15 protein-coding genes are annotated in these 14,359 nt (G+C 66.8%); 8 read left to right on the forward strand and 7 right to left on the reverse strand.

The features are described 5' to 3' along the window. Positions 1-39: 39 nt before the first annotated feature. Positions 40-432 carry a DoxX family protein gene (locus tag MTY59_RS18470; protein WP_221042427.1) on the reverse strand — a complete coding sequence of 131 codons (393 nt, stop codon included), beginning with the start codon at positions 430-432 and terminating at the stop codon, positions 40-42. Between the two features lie 238 nt (positions 433-670). On the opposite strand from MTY59_RS18470, the gene MTY59_RS18475 reads away from it, so the two are divergent. Continuing rightward, a complete protein-coding gene (locus tag MTY59_RS18475; RefSeq protein WP_221042428.1) occupies positions 671-1,846 on the forward strand; it encodes a thiolase family protein in 1,176 nt (391 codons plus the stop codon). 69 nt (positions 1,847-1,915) lie between these two features. Here MTY59_RS18475 and MTY59_RS18480 read toward each other — a convergent pair whose 3' ends face one another. Continuing rightward, positions 1,916-2,482, reverse strand: coding sequence for a hypothetical protein (locus MTY59_RS18480; RefSeq protein WP_221046517.1), 567 nt, complete (start codon positions 2,480-2,482; stop codon positions 1,916-1,918). A 172-nt stretch (positions 2,483-2,654) separates the two neighbouring features. Between MTY59_RS18480 and MTY59_RS18485 the strand changes: the two genes are divergently transcribed. Beyond that, complete coding sequence (locus MTY59_RS18485) at positions 2,655-3,383, forward strand: 3'(2'),5'-bisphosphate nucleotidase CysQ (protein ID WP_221042429.1); 729 nt, start codon at positions 2,655-2,657, stop codon at positions 3,381-3,383. Between the two features lie 58 nt (positions 3,384-3,441). On the opposite strand, the gene MTY59_RS18490 is transcribed toward MTY59_RS18485, so the two are convergent. Next, positions 3,442-3,882: a hypothetical protein gene (locus MTY59_RS18490; RefSeq protein ID WP_250160598.1), complete on the reverse strand. Its 441-nt coding sequence runs from the start codon at positions 3,880-3,882 to the stop codon at positions 3,442-3,444. Between the two features lie 145 nt (positions 3,883-4,027). On the opposite strand from MTY59_RS18490, the gene MTY59_RS18495 reads away from it, so the two are divergent. Continuing rightward, a complete protein-coding gene (locus tag MTY59_RS18495; RefSeq protein ID WP_221042430.1) occupies positions 4,028-5,059 on the forward strand; it encodes an amidohydrolase family protein in 1,032 nt (343 codons plus the stop codon). A gap of 7 nt (positions 5,060-5,066) precedes the next feature. Here the strand turns inward: MTY59_RS18495 and MTY59_RS18500 are convergent, their stop codons facing one another. Beyond that, on the reverse strand, positions 5,067-5,972 hold the full coding sequence (locus MTY59_RS18500) for a haloalkane dehalogenase (RefSeq protein ID WP_221042431.1): 906 nt from the start codon (positions 5,970-5,972) through the stop codon (positions 5,067-5,069). 111 nt (positions 5,973-6,083) lie between these two features. Here MTY59_RS18500 and MTY59_RS18505 point away from each other — a divergent pair, with 111 nt between their 5' ends. Continuing rightward, positions 6,084-6,812 (forward strand): DUF2652 domain-containing protein, encoded by a 729-nt coding sequence (locus MTY59_RS18505; RefSeq protein WP_221042432.1) that lies wholly within the window; start codon positions 6,084-6,086, stop codon positions 6,810-6,812. Positions 6,813-6,846: 34 nt separating this feature from the next. Here MTY59_RS18505 and MTY59_RS18510 read toward each other — a convergent pair whose 3' ends face one another. Both MTY59_RS18510 and MTY59_RS18515 read right to left on the reverse strand, forming a co-directional pair. Next, positions 6,847-8,049: a MalY/PatB family protein gene (locus MTY59_RS18510; protein WP_221042433.1), complete on the reverse strand. Its 1,203-nt coding sequence runs from the start codon at positions 8,047-8,049 to the stop codon at positions 6,847-6,849. 23 nt (positions 8,050-8,072) lie between these two features. Beyond that, positions 8,073-9,170, reverse strand: coding sequence for an NAD(P)H-dependent amine dehydrogenase family protein (locus MTY59_RS18515; RefSeq protein ID WP_221042434.1), 1,098 nt, complete (start codon positions 9,168-9,170; stop codon positions 8,073-8,075). A 252-nt stretch (positions 9,171-9,422) separates the two neighbouring features. Here MTY59_RS18515 and MTY59_RS18520 point away from each other — a divergent pair, with 252 nt between their 5' ends. From MTY59_RS18520 to MTY59_RS18530, 3 genes are read left to right on the forward strand one after another with little or no spacing between them, the layout of a single operon-like run. Next, entirely contained in the window at positions 9,423-10,394 is a 972-nt protein-coding gene (locus tag MTY59_RS18520) for an LLM class flavin-dependent oxidoreductase (protein ID WP_221042435.1), read from the forward strand. Between the two features lie 11 nt (positions 10,395-10,405). Beyond that, positions 10,406-11,467 (forward strand): NAD(P)H-dependent amine dehydrogenase family protein, encoded by a 1,062-nt coding sequence (locus tag MTY59_RS18525; protein WP_221042436.1) that lies wholly within the window; start codon positions 10,406-10,408, stop codon positions 11,465-11,467. A gap of 45 nt (positions 11,468-11,512) precedes the next feature. Further along, complete coding sequence (locus MTY59_RS18530) at positions 11,513-12,487, forward strand: LLM class flavin-dependent oxidoreductase (protein WP_221042437.1); 975 nt, start codon at positions 11,513-11,515, stop codon at positions 12,485-12,487. 202 nt (positions 12,488-12,689) lie between these two features. On the opposite strand, the gene MTY59_RS18535 is transcribed toward MTY59_RS18530, so the two are convergent. Next, positions 12,690-13,475 (reverse strand): spirocyclase AveC family protein, encoded by a 786-nt coding sequence (locus MTY59_RS18535; RefSeq protein ID WP_221042438.1) that lies wholly within the window; start codon positions 13,473-13,475, stop codon positions 12,690-12,692. Between the two features lie 226 nt (positions 13,476-13,701). On the opposite strand from MTY59_RS18535, the gene MTY59_RS18540 reads away from it, so the two are divergent. Beyond that, positions 13,702-14,352 (forward strand): TetR/AcrR family transcriptional regulator, encoded by a 651-nt coding sequence (locus MTY59_RS18540; RefSeq protein WP_221042439.1) that lies wholly within the window; start codon positions 13,702-13,704, stop codon positions 14,350-14,352. Positions 14,353-14,359: the final 7 nt, after the last annotated feature.

Consider the following 14,359-nt stretch of genomic DNA (forward strand, 5'->3'; position numbering starts at 1 on the left):
CAGCTTTGCGCGCAAGGGCGCCCCGAACTACGCGGAACGTCAGCTGTTGCGCCGAATCTTGAGCGCGGTGGTGATCATGGGAACCTGCAGCGGCAGCCGGGCCAGGGCGACGATCCGCATCGGCCACGGCTTGTCCCACCACAACCGGCACATGTTGACGTTGCCCGGAAAGACGCCGACGAACAGCGCGACCGCGGCGAGGGCGGCGGCCCGCCGGGTGCGCCGCGGCACCAGCAGTGCCCCGATCGCCAGCTCGGCGACGCCCGACCCGTAGGTGTACAGCCGAGGGCTCCCCGGCAGCTCGGCCGGGATGATGGAGTCGAACGGTTTGGGCGCAACGAAGTGCAGGGTGCCGATGCCGAGCAGCATCGCCGCGACACGGTAGGCGAGCGGCTGCGTCGTGTCACGGACGGCAACGGGTCTGATGGTCATGAAGTCATTGTGCCCATCGGGGCCACTGCTTACGCGCGGTCGGCGAGTATGGCTCATCCAGTTCCCAGACCAGCGCACCTTTGGTCTTCAACGGCTTGGCCTCCGTATTTACCCGAACCGCTTAACTGTAAGCGCCGTCACAGGAGCCGGCTTTCTGAATTTAGACCGTTACTATTGCCTATACAGTATTTGATACGATTCGCGGCGTCTGACCGCCCACAACAACGAGGTTGAGAACATGGGAACACCCGTCATCGTCGGAGCCGCCCGGACCGCGATCGGCCGTTCGTTCAAGGGCACGCTGGTCAACACGCCGCCCGAGACCCTGATCACCGCCGTGCTGCCCGAGGTGGTCCGCAGGTCGGGCGTCGACCCCGCCGACATCGATGACATCATCTTCGCCGAATCACATTACGGCGGTGGGGATCTCGCGCGTTACGCGGCGACCGCGACGGGCCTGGAGCACGTTCCGGGGCAGTCGGTCAACCGGCACTGCGCGGGCAGCCTCACGGCCATCGGCAACGCCGCGGCGCAGATCGGTTCGGGCATGGAGCGCGTGCTCATCGCCGGCGGTGTGCAGTCGCTGTCGATGACGCCACTGACCAACTGGCGCATCCCCGGCCCCGAGCTGAAGTTCGAGGAGCGCTGGATGCCGCCCACGCACGTGGAGACGCCGGACGCGCCCGCCAAGGACATGTCCATCACGGTGGGCTGGAACACCGCGCAGGCGGTCGGCATCACCCGTGAGGAGATGGACGCCTGGGCGGCACGCTCGCACCAGCGCGCCGTTGCGGCCCAGGACGCGGGCAAATTCGCCGACGAGATCCTGCCGCTGAAGATCACCCAGTTCGACGGCTCGGTCACCGAGTTCGCCGTGGACGAGCATCCGCGCCGCGACACCACCGTCGAGAAGCTCGCCGGCCTCAAGGTTCTGCACCCCGAGATCGAGGGCTTCTCGATCACGGCGGGTAACAGCAGCGGCACCAACGACGCAGCCGCAGGCGTGGCCCTGGTCGATCGCGATTACGCCGCAGCCAACAAGCTCAACGTCATGGGCACCGTCAAGGCCTGGGCCGCCGCGGGCGTACCGGCCCGCGATTGTGGCCTCGGTGCCGTCAAGGTCATCGGGAAGGTGCTGCAGCGGGCCGGTCTGTCGCCCGGCGACGTGGCGCTGTGGGAGATCAACGAGGCATTCGCGTCCGTCCCGATCGCGGCGTGCCGCGAATACGGCATCGACGAGGAGAAGGTCAACTTCTCCGGTAGCGGCTGCAGCCTCGGTCACCCGATCGCGGCCTCGGGCGCGCGCATGGTGACCACGCTGGTCTACGAGCTCGCCCGCCGCGGCGGCGGCATCGGCGTCGCCGCGATGTGCGCCGGCGGCGGCCAGGGCGGCGCTGTCGTCATCGAGGTCTAGCGGCGATCGCGAGGTCAGCGGCCGGTCGCCGCCATCAAGTGTCAGCCACCGCAACGTAGTTCGCACCGGCTAGTTGCAGAACGTGTAGCCGATGAATTGCGTGCCGCGCGTGTCGCCGCTCGAGTAGTTGGCAAAGTGCACGGCCGGCACTCCGTTGTACTGAGTGTTCATCTTCTGCACGTTCGGTGGTGGAGTGCCTTTGGGGAAGGCCAGGATCATGTCGGCGAAAATCTCCAGGCCGACCTGGCAGATGGCCTCGCGCCGCGGCTGCTGTGGATTCCATGCGTGCACGATTACCGGTTCGGTCAGCTGAGATCCCGCCGCGCAATTCGGATCACAGAGCTTGAATACCGCCGTGCCGGTCCCGTCGGCACCTTGCGGCCCCCAGGAACTCCACGACATGTCCTGCAGCGCAACGGCCACACTGGCGCAGCCCAACACGTTGAGGCGCTTCGGCCGGGCAACCGGCGGGACGGACGGGTTGTAGCAGCCCGGGATCGCGAAGCTCTCCGGCGCTGACGGCGCCGGCTGGGTGCTGGGTGCCGTCGCGCTCTGCTGGCTGCGGGTCAGCTGCACGCCCACCACGGTGAGGACCCCGACCAGCACCACCGCCACGACAATGCCGGCCCCGATCAATCGCCCCCGCGAGGTGTGGCGCAGCCGCCTCAATAATGGGACGTTGGCGTTGCCGCTCACGGTGACCAGATTACGGGTGAAACGTTTCCTCCGGGGCGGTGCCCGCCGACCGGCATGTCAGGGTAAAGTTGGTCATCGCTACCAACATATTGAGGATTCCGTGAAGCTGCCGATGAATGACCATGATCTGGCCGCGCGGTTGGCCACCGAGGCTGGTCGGCTATTGCTCGGGGTGCGAGAAGAGTTCGCTGACGCGGAACCGGGCGACCGGAAAGCGGCGGGGGACAAGCGATCCCATGACTTCTTGATGGAGGCGCTTGCCGCCGAGCGGCCCGGTGATGCGGTGCTGTCCGAAGAGGGCGCCGACGACCCGGTGCGGTTGCGCTCTGACCGCGTCTGGATCGTCGATCCGCTGGACGGTACGCGGGAATTCTCCGAGCTGGGACGCGACGATTGGGCGGTGCACGTCGCACTCTGGCAGTCCGGCGAGCTGGTTGCCGGTGCCGTGGCGTTACCCGCCCAGGGCATTACGCTGGCGACTCCCGACTTGGATTCGCCTCCTGCCGCGCCGGGCAAGCCGCGCATCGTGGTGTCGCGCACCCGTCCACCGGCCGTCGCGTTGAACGTGCGGGATGCGCTGGACGGAGTCCTGGTGGAAATGGGGTCGGCCGGAGCCAAGGTCGCCTCGATCGTTCAAGGGTTATCCGATGTGTACGTGCACGCCGGCGGCCAGTTCGAATGGGACTCCGCCGCGCCGGTGGCGGTGGCACGGGCCGCGGGGCTGCACACCTCTCGCATTGACGGCTCCGCGCTGGCGTACAACCAACCCGACCCGAAGCTGCCCGATCTCGTGGTCTGCCGGCCCGAACTGGCGGAAGCCGTACTCGCCGTTACGCGCTGACCTCGCTGGTCAAACTGTAGGATTGCCAATTCTTTTCGGGATGGGCAGCCGTCTTGGCCTATCGGCGTCGGCGGTTGCCTTTTGCCTCGTCGGTCCATTCCCGTTCGATTCGCCCGATCTCGAGTGAGAGCAACGTCAGGGTCGGATTGTCGCAACTGATCTCGTGGGCCGTGCGGTACTTCGCCGCTTCGCCGGTGGCAGGCAGCTGCGGGCGCATGGCCTCGAACCACTCGTCGCCGACGATATTGGGTGGATCTCCATCACGAGGCCCACTTGCCCACTGCCGGTATGCATCTCGCGCGCCCGCCAGGCCCGTTCGCCACCGGTGAATCGCTTCGCAGCGCTGCGCGTGCAATTGCATGCTCAGCTGGTGCTTGTGGTCTGCATGCCCCATCACCCTGGGCAGCACCGCGTCGGAGACCGACCTCGCCTCGGCCGCCGTTCCCGCCGCCGAGGCGCCCACGACAATTCCCATCAGGCCCATCAATGCACCATCCACCCGCTGATCGTGGCATATCTGTCGAGGTCCCGCCGCCCACCCGGCGCACAACGGCGCTACCGTGCTGTTACATGATGAAGGCGTCGCGCCGCAGGCGCCGACGCGGGAATCGGACGGTCGACCTTCTCCCGAGGAGCAGCCAACGATGTCGCGGATCGACACGCATCACCACGCCATCCCGTCTTTCTATCGAGACATGCTGCGAAAAGCGAGGATTGACGAAGCGGGCGGCCGGGCGCTGCCGAATTGGAGCCCGCAAGGGTCGTTGCAGACCATGGCGGAACTGAACGTCGCCGCCGCGATCCTTTCGGTGTCGACGCCGGGCACCACGTTCCTGCCGAGCGCGGCTGACGCGGCCTCGCTGGCCCGCGACCTCAACGACTACCTCGCCGGGCTCGTCGCTGACCAACCCAACCGATTCGGATTCTTCGCGACCCTCCCCATGCCGCACCTGCGCGAGTCCGTCGGCGAGGCCGCCAGGTCGCTCGACGAATTGCACGCCGACGGGGTGGTGCTGCTCGCCAACAGCGCGGGGACCTACCTCGGGCAAGACGGCCAGGACGACCTGTTCGCCGCGCTGGACGCGCGCGCGGCGGTGGCATTCATCCATCCCGGCGAGCTGCCCGGACCGGTAATCGACGGCGTCGCGCCGTTTGCCGTCGACTTCCTGCTCGACACCACCCGCGCCGCGTATTTGCTTGTGCGCAATGGTATTTGCCGTCGATACCCCAACATCAAGTTCATCCTCAGCCATGCGGGCGGGTTCGTCCCCTATGCCTCGCACCGGATGGCGGTCAGCATCATTGGCGACACCGGACGCAGCCCGAGCGACAGCCTGGGTGACTTCGCCGGCTTTTACTTCGACACCGCGCTGTCCTCGAGCGCCGCCGCGCTGCCGAGCCTGCTGGCGTTCGCCAAGCCCGGCCACGTGACCTTCGGCTCGGACTGGCCCTTCGCGCCCGTGGCGGCCGGGAAGCTCTTCGCCGCCGGCCTGGAGACCTACCCGGGGCTGCGCCCGGACGCCCGCGCGGCGATCGAGCGCGACAACGCGCTCGCGCTGTTCCCGCGGCTCGGCGCAGTCGCGCCGCCCAAGCCCGGCTCGCCGCTCGACAAGTTGCGCCGCGGCGCCAGCCGGAGGGTCATGCGTGGGGTCGTACGGCTGGTCAACACCCGTTGACGGGCGCTCAGAGCCAGGCCTGCTGCCACGAGTGGATGCGTTCGGCCAGTTCGGGTCCGCGGTCCTCTTGAATGAAATGGCTGGCGTTGATGCGGGCGTGTGGCTGGCCCGCGGCGCCGGGGATGTGCTTGATCAGGGCGCTGTCCGCCCGCCCGAGGATGGGGTCGCGTGCTCCGAAGATGGCGAGAAACGGCTTTTCCCAGCGGCCGAGGGCGTCCCAGGCTTTCCTGTTGGCCGGAATCGCCGGGTCGGTGGGTGAGGTGGGCACCAGCTGAGGAAACGCGCGGGCCCCGGCCTGATAGGTCTTGTCGGGGAACGGCGCGTCGTAGCCGGCCCGGACTTTCGACGGCACCCGGCGAACGGTCCCGGCGCTGACGATGCGGCCCGCGGGCAGGACGGGGGAGTAGCGCGCGAAGGTGCGCCAGGCGTAGAAAGCCGGCGGGGTGCGCCGTTGCGCCGTCGGGAGGAAACCGTTGGCCACCACCAGCCGCGCGACGCGGTCGGACTGCTCGGCGGCGATGCGCAGCCCGATCAGCGATCCCCAGTCCTGCACGAACAGCGTGACATCCCTGAGGTTGAGATGCTCGAACCACGAGACCATCCACTCCACGTGGCGCTGGTAGGAGTAATCCTCGACCCGGCTGGGCTTGTCCGATCGGCCGAAACCGATCAGATCGGGCGCGAGCACGCGGTTTCCGGCATCGGTCAGGGGCGGGATCATCGTGCGGTACAGGTAGCTCCACGTGGGCTCACCGTGCAGCAAAACGATCGGCGGCCCTTCGATCGTGCCCTCGTCGAGGTAGTGCATGCGAAGCGGCCGGGTGTCGCTCGCGGTTACGTCAAGGTAGTGCCCAACGAACGGGTAGTCCTCCAGGTTTTCGAATCGGGAGTCCGGGGTTCGCAGCACATGCATATCAGCTCCTCCGGTGAACCGGCACCCCTGTTAGCCTCTCGCGCCCGCGCGAATTCGTCTAGTGGGAGATTCATTGAGCTGGGCCCCAAGGACTATTAAACTGGTTTACTCATGGCAATTCGGCGCGCGGTTCTGCTCATCGCCGACATCGGCGGGTACACGCATTACATGCAGTGGAACCGGACGCACCTTGCGCATGCCCAGCTGACGGTTGCGGGCCTGTTGGAGTCGGTCATCAACGCGGGCAAGGGTTTGAAGCTGGCCAAACTCGAGGGTGACGCCGCGTTCTTCTGCGCACCGGACAGCCACGCCAAAGAGGTGGTGTGCGACCGCCTGTCAAGGATGCGTGCGTCGTTCCTGGAGCGGCGCGAGCGGATGAAAAACGACATCGCCTGCCAATGCGCGAGTTGCGAACAGCTGGAGAAACTGTCGCTCAAGTTCGTCGTGCACGTGGGCGAGGTGGCGGATCAGAAGGTGAAACGCCACGTCGAGCTGGCCGGTTTCGATGTCATTCTGGTGCACCGCATGCTGAAAAACTTGGTGCCGGTAGCCGAATACGTGCTGATGACCGATCCCGTCGCGGCATGCCTCGACGAGCCTATGCGCCAGCTTTGCATGCCGTTGGTGCACGTCTTCGACGGCATCGGAGAAACGTCGACGCACTACATCGACCTTGCGGCGGTGCAGGTTCCCGTCGCGTCGCCGCGCCGCAGCTTTCTCCGCCGGCTTGGCGCGACGACGAGGTTCGAAATCGACGCCCTGCCCTTCACGCTCGGCATGAAGGAGCCCGCACAGGGGTTCCGCAACCTGGGCCGGGGCGCCGAGGAAGTCTCCGCGTAGCCGAAAACCCCTGCGGCCCGGCGTCGCTGCACGATCAAGCTTCGGCCAGGGCCCGTCCCATCCGCGAGACCGCCTCGGTGAGAATGGCCCGCGAGGTGGCGAAATTCAATCGCACGTGCCCGGTTCCGCCGGTGCCGAACACGTGGCCGGAGCTGAGCGCCACCCGCGCGTGATCGAGGAACCAGCGGGCCGGCCCGGACAGATCGGCAACCACCGCAAGGCCATCGGCGACTTCTTCGTCGAAGCCGAGCTCCCGGCAATCCAGCCAGGCCAGGTAAGTGCCTTGCGGCCATTGGTATTTCACACCGGGAAGGTGCTCGGCGATCAACTCGCCCAGCAGTGTCCGGTTCTCGTCCAGCCCCCGCAAGGTCGCGTCGAGCCAGTCGCTGCCGCTCCGAAATGCCTCGGCGTGGGCGATGACGCCGAGGTGGCTGGCTCCGTGACTGACCTCCTCCGGCATCCGGTTCAGGTCGGCGGCCGACTCGGGTCCGGCGATGGCCACCGCGGCTTTCAACCCGGACAGATTCCAGGCCTTCGACGCGGAGATGAGGGCGAAGGCGTTCTCGGCGCCCGGGACGGTGAGGAAGGGAGTGAACCGCGATCCCGCCAGAATGACGGGGGCGTGAATCTCATCGGACACCACCCGCACGCCGAACCGCCGGGCGAGCTCGGCGACCGCGCGGAGTTCGTCGGTGGTGTGCACCGATCCGGTCGGGTTGTGCGGATTGCACAGCAGATAGGCGACCTTCGCGTCCCTCCCGGCGGCTGCGCGAGCCCGGGCGAAGGCATTTTCCAAGGTGTTCAAGTCAATTCGCCCGTCGGTGAGGGGGGCCTCGATGACGCGGCGTCCGTCGTGCGTGACGAATGCGTAGAACGGCGCATAGACCGGCGGGTTGACGACGACGGCGTCACCGCGATCGGTGAGCAGGCGCAACACCTCGACGATCCCGAGCATGACGTCGGGAACCAGCGCGGTGCGGCCCACGTCCAGGTCGTGCCACTGCCAGCGCCGCGCGGCGAATTGGCTGACCGCTTCCGCCAGCGCGGTTCCGCACGGATATCCGGTGTCGCCGTTGTCGATGGCCCTCCGCAGCGCGTCGGCCACCGTCGGTGCCAGGTTGACATCCATCTCGGCGACCCACATCGGCAGGACGTCGGCGGGGTGCGCCCCCCATTTCATGCTGGTGCGAACCCGCAATTGCCGCAGCGTCAATTCCTCGAGCGGATTAACCGTCACGCCCGCAGAGTAACGGGCGCGGCCTACCCCCCGACAAACGCATTTTGCGGGATGGTCAGCGGAAGGTCCACCGAACTCAGCAATCCCGGCTGGGCGGCAACGACATACGGCACGGCGTTGACGACACGCATCGCGGTGGCGACCATCGCGCCCGCCCCGGAGGTCATCCCGCCGATGCCGGCCTTCGCGGGATCCTTCAGCGTCGCAGCCAGCGTGCAGTCGATGTCCGGATCGCCGGAGATCATGACGCGATAGGACAGATCGCCGATCCCGGTGGGCCAGTCGGGGGCGACGTCGTGCGCGAGCCGCGTGACGTGCTCGATGACGATGGCCTCCCGGCCGTCGACCACGCCGATCGCCCGCATTCGCAGCGCACCGCAGGTTCCGGCCTCGACGGTGCCCATCGCGACCTCCAGCGTCCGGTTGGTGACGGCGCGGTCGAAACCCTCGCGCACGGCCTGAACTTGGACCCCCAACGCGTCGGCGATCAACCGGATTTGCCCCTGCCATTCGCCCGCGATGGCGCCGGGGAAGCTGATCCAGGGCTGGTAGTCGAGCGGACGGCCGAAGCCCAGCGCGTCGCTCATGATGTCGGGAACTCCGTAGTCGTCGTACAGACCGATCTCGAAGGAGTGAATCTTGTCGATGGACGACGACTGGGTGGACAGCACCAGCGGCAGATAATCGGCGGCGAAGCCCGGCTCGATGCCAGAGGCGTATAGCGACACCTGGCCCTGCTTGGCCGCGGCGACCAATTGGTCGCGCCACTCCGCGGGCTCGTAGGCATGCGGGTTGACCAATCGGGTGGTGCTGGTCGTCACGACGTTGATCCCGGCTTCGAGCAGCTTGACGTAGTCCGGGATGGCCAGCGCGTCCCGCTCCGGACCGCTGGCCGCATAGATGACGCAGTCGGGCTTGAGCGCGATCAGCGCGTCGGCGTCGTTGGTGGCGTTCAGGCCAACCGGCCCACCGCCGGCCAGCTCGCCCGCGTCCTTGCCGACCTTGTCGTCCGAATGCACCCACACGCCGACCAGGTCCAGATTCGGGCGCCGCTGGATCGCGCGGATGGCGATCGAGCCGATGCCGCCTGTCGCCCACACCACCACGCGATGAGCCGTCATCGTGTTCCTCCTCAACTGCGTGCGCGGCGCGCAACACAACGAAATCCGTTATGGCCGTTGCCCTTACGTCAACAGCGGCGACCGTGACTGCCCCGACGTTCGAGTTGGAAACTACCGCCGCGAATGCGCGCGGTCAAGGCTTTAAGAAAGCGGACACTATCTTAACGAACAAATTTTAGGTTAGGGTGCAGCTGTGCAAGCGGACCAGCGTTTCGCCCGGCTCCGAGCAACGATTCGGGGCGGCTGGCGCTGATGTTCACGCTCAGGTTCGACATGCGCGCCCCGGACGGGGGCGCACCGGCGACCGATCTGTACGCCGCTTCCATCGACATGTGCGCGTGGGCCGAAACGCGCGGCGCCGTGCTGGCGGTGCTCTCCGAGCACCACGGCGCCGACGACGGTCATCTGCCGGTGCCGCTCATCTTGGCGTCGGCGATAGCGGCCAGGACACGCACGTTGGCGATCCTGCTGGCCGCGGTGCCGATTCCGTTGTGGGATCCCGTCCGGCTCGCCGAGGAGATCAGCGTGCTGGACCTGATCAGTCGCGGACGGGTGTCCTACGCATTCGGCGTGGGACATCGGCATGAGGAGTACGAGCACTTCGGCATCGACATGAGCACGCGCGGTCGCGCGGCCGACGAGATGCTGGACGTCCTTGGGCCGCTGGTGCGAGGTGACCCCGTCGAATATCGGGGGCGTACGGTCCGCGTCACCCCACCGTGCGGATCACCCAGCGGGCCGATGATGCTGATCGCCGGCGGTAGCAAGGCCGCGGCGCGGCGGGCGGGCCGTCATGGACTGGGGTTCATCTCGCAGACCGCGTCGCCCGGCCTGATGGAGTACTACGAGGAGCAGTGCCGTGCGCACGGGCACGAACCCGGAATCATCCAGTTTCCCCAACCGCACGCTCCGACAGCGGTTTTCGTGGCCGAAAATGTTGATGAGGCCTGGGATGAGCTGGGGCCGCACTTGCTGCACGACGCGAAAACGGCGGCGTCGTACCGGCCGCACGACGACTCGGTCGCCAGCATCACCCGCGCCGACAGCGTGGCGGAGCTTCGGAAGGGCGGCGGCCCGTACCGCATCTTCACCCCCGGCGAGGCGGTCGACTATGTGCGCGGCGGCCAACTGCTGCCCTTGCACCCGCTCTGCGGCGGTGTTGCACCGGACGTGGCGTGGCCCTATCTCGAGCGTGCCGCGGCCGCCTTTGCAGACAACCAGTGAGGAGGGTGCCTATGCGTGTTGTCGTGTGGTCGACCGGGGGAGTCGGCTCGAACGCGATCGATGCCATCCGCCGCCGTCCGGACCTGGAACTTGTTGGCGTGTGGGTACATTCACCGGACAAGGTCGGCAAGGACGCCGGCGAGCTGGCGGGCGGGGAGCCCCTGGGCGTCACGGCCACCGATGATGCCGACGCGCTGATCGCACTGCAGCCCGATTGTGTGGTCTACGCGGCCAGCGGTCCCGACCGCGATGGCGCGGCCGTGCCCGACTACGTGCGTCTGCTGGCGGCGGGCATCAACGTGGTATCGACGTCGTCGACGAGCCTGGTGTACCCGCCGTCCTACTTCGCGCCCCGCTGGCGCGACGAGCTGAAAGGGGCGGCCAAAGCCGGCCAGGCCTCGTTCTACGTATCGGGCATCTTCCCCGGCTTCGCTTCCGATCAGCTCGCGTTGCTCATGACGACACAGTCCAAGAGCATCCGCCGGATCACGGCCAGCGAGGTTGCGCTCAACGACCACTACCCGGTGGCTGACGTGATGATGGACGGAATGGGCTTCGGCCGGCCGCTGGACTTCAAGCCGATGCTGAAGACGCCCGGCTTCATCGAAATGGCTTGGAAGGCACCGATCTACCTGATGGCGGAGGGGCTCGGTGTCGAGGTGGAGGAAATACGCGGTTCGCTCGACCGCGAGCCGGCGGACCGGGACATCGAGGTGGCCTTCGGCACCGTCAAGGCCGGCACTTGCGGTGCGGTGCGGACCCGGGCGGCGGGAGTGGTCAATGGCCGGGAGGCCATCGTGATCGAGCACGTCATCCGGATGGCGCGCGACGTCGCACCCGATTGGCCCACCTCGGACCGCGACGCCACGTATCGGGTCGACATCGAAGGAGATCCCGACATCCACTGCGAGATGACGCTGGGCGCGACGGCGGGTCATGGCGCGGGGCGAGCCGCGATGGCGTCCACGGCCATGCGCGTCATCAACGCGATCCCGTATGTCGTCAACGCGCCCCCGGGCCTGCTGAGTTCGCTGGACCTCCCGACCACGCTGCCGCTTTACGCCTTCGACTAAAGGTGTAACGTGCATCAGCAAGATTAGGCCACCTAGGAGTTTGCCGTGTACACGCTGCGCTTCGACATGCGCGATCCCGAATGGGCCGCGCCACCAGCCGATCTGTACGCCGCGGCGCCCGAAATGTCTGCCTGGGCCGAGGAACACGGCGGTCTGGCCGCCGTCCTGTGCGAACATCACGGGTCCGCGGACGGCTACCTGCCGTCGCCGTTCTTGCTGGCCTCGGCGGTGGCGGCGCGGACGCAGCGGTTGGCGCTGAGCCTGATCCTGATCCTGCCGTTCTACGAAACCGTGCGTCTCGCCGAGGACATGTCGGTGCTCGACATCATCAGCAATGGGCGGGCCTCCTACATCCTGGCCCTGGGCTACCGGCCCGAGGAGTTCGAGCACTTCGGCTTGCCGATCAAAAAGCGAGGTCGCGTCTGCGACGAGAAACTTGCACTGTTGCGGCGACTGCTTGCCGGCGAAACTGTCGTCGAGGACGGGCGTCGGATCAGTGTGACGCCTCGCCCGCTGACTCCCGGCGGCCCGGGTCTGATGTGGGGTGGGGGAACGGTCGCCGCTGCCCGTCGGGCCGGCCGGTACGGCCTGGGCATGCTGGGCAACGCCAACGCGCCGGGCATGCGGGAGGCGTACGAGGAGGCGTGCCGCGAGCACGGGCATACGCCCGGGCCGACGATGTTCCCCGACCGCAACACGCCCTCGGTCGTGTTCGTCGCCGAGGACGTGGACCAGGCGTGGAAAGAGATCGGCGAGCACCTGCTGCACGACGTGCGCACTTACGCCGCGTGGAATCCCGGGGACGAGACGACGGCGGGATTCAGTCACGTCAACACCATCGACGAGCTGCGAGAGACGGGGACGTCGCACGTGATTATCTCGGTGCCGGAAGCGATTTCGCGGGTGAAGGCCGGCCAGGTGCTCAACCTGTCGCCGCTCTGCGGCGGACTGCCACCGGAGATCGCGTGGCCGTACCTCAAGCGTGTGGGCGAAGTGGTGCTGCCCGAGGCGCTCGGTTGACCGCTACTCCTCGCCGAACCGATCGACGAGGTGCGAGTTGACACCGTCGGCGTCGAGTCGCCGCGCCACCAGATAGCCCGCCCCCATCCAGGCACGGCGAGACCAGTTACGTTCGCGGAAAGCCCTCCGGCAGTAGAAAGTCCATCAGGTAGCCGACCTTGATCGGCTCGGCGGTGCTCTGGTAACCCATGTGACCGCTGCCTTACTTGGGTTGGTTGGGGACGCCGGGATATAGCTGCTCTGTCGGTCCTGCGGTGACGTAGCCGCCCAGCTTCGTGATGAGGTGCGGTGCAAAGACCGCGCCGTACACCAGGTGTCCGACGACGATGACGGCCACGATGGAGAGCACCGCCGACTGGCCCCTGCTCTTTGACCTCTTGTCCGCCCACATATCGATGACGTTTCGTCCTTCGGCATCGGTGCGGCCGAGCAGGTAGGTAAAGAGCATCATCTGGATGCCCATGGCGAGCGAGTCGTAGAGCGGGTACTGGTGTTTGGTGCCTTCGAAGATCGCGAGGCCGGGAATCACGTAGCCGTAGTAGAAGTTGCCGAGCTGGGCCCCGGTGTAGGCGTTGAAAAACAATGCCCAGCAGATACCGACGACGAGGCCGACCACGAGCAGGGTAATCGGCCTGCGCCACTGGAACTTTGCGCTCAGCCATCGTCCGAGGGCGGCTCCGGCCACGGCGGGAATGATGAAGTAGGAGACGTAGCCGATCGGCACCGCTAATGGCAACCCGCCCCACGTCACGTTCAACGGCCACCAGGACGGCATGCGAGGCAGCGCGGGCGGAAACTGTGCGTACATCGCCCAGTCGTAGGGTGACTCGATCCAGGAGAACGAGATCGCCGAGATGCCAAGCAGCAACAGCGGATGGATGCGGCGCCGCCGGTAGCTCAGATACATCCCCGCGATCAGGAAGGCGATGCTCGCGGCGTAGGAAAAGTACTGCGCCCCGGCCATCACCGGCGTCATCTGGGTGTTCACTGGCGGCCCTCGTCGCTCGGCGCGCGCCGGGCTTCGGGATCGAAGCCGAGTACCAGCCCGAATATCAGGACGATCAGCCCGAACAGCGTACCGAGCATGATGACAGCGCCCATGGTGTCACCTTCCGATGGTTTCGCCTTTAAGGTAGTGGATACTATCCTATGGGGGATAGCGGATACTATCCCCAAGGCGGCCGACCCAAGGCCGTTCGGAGGAGTGGACATCAGTGCCCCAGCGAGCAACTAAGCAGCCGACGCCGACGGCGGTGGCGCGTCGGCCCCGTGGCGAGCCGCGCCGGCTTCTGCTCGACGCCGCCCGGAAGCTCTTCGCCGGCCGGGACTATCGCAGCACCACGACACGGGAAATCGCCCAGGTTGCCGGGGTCACCGAACATCTGCTGTTCCGCAACTTCGGTTCGAAGGCCGCGCTGTTCCGCGAGGCGCTCGTCGTGCCCTTCGTGAGCTTCGTCGACGAATTCGGCCAGACCTGGCAGTCGGTGGTTCCCGAGGAGACCGACGAGCAGGAGTTGACTCGGCTGTTCGTCTCGAAGCTCTACGACGTGTTCGTCGAACACCAGGGTTTGCTCCTGACCCTGATGGCCGCCGAGAGTCTCAGCGACGAGGAGAAGGCGGACGCCGGCATCGCCGAGATCCGCCGGGCGGTCACGGTGCTGGGCCAAATAAGCGTTGAAGGCATGCAATTGCGCGGGTTGCGGTCCGATCACCCTGATCTGCCGGCCCACTCGACCGTGTCGATGATCGCCGGCATGGCCGCGCTGCGGTCGACCTACTTCGGGAACAATCCACCGCCGCGGGAGGTGATCGTTGAGGAACTCGTCCAAGCCCTCTTGCATGGCTTCTTGCACCGCAACGACTGAGATAGGG

The organism is Mycobacterium senriense, from assembly GCF_019668465.1.
GTDB classification, from domain to species: domain Bacteria; phylum Actinomycetota; class Actinomycetes; order Mycobacteriales; family Mycobacteriaceae; genus Mycobacterium; species Mycobacterium senriense.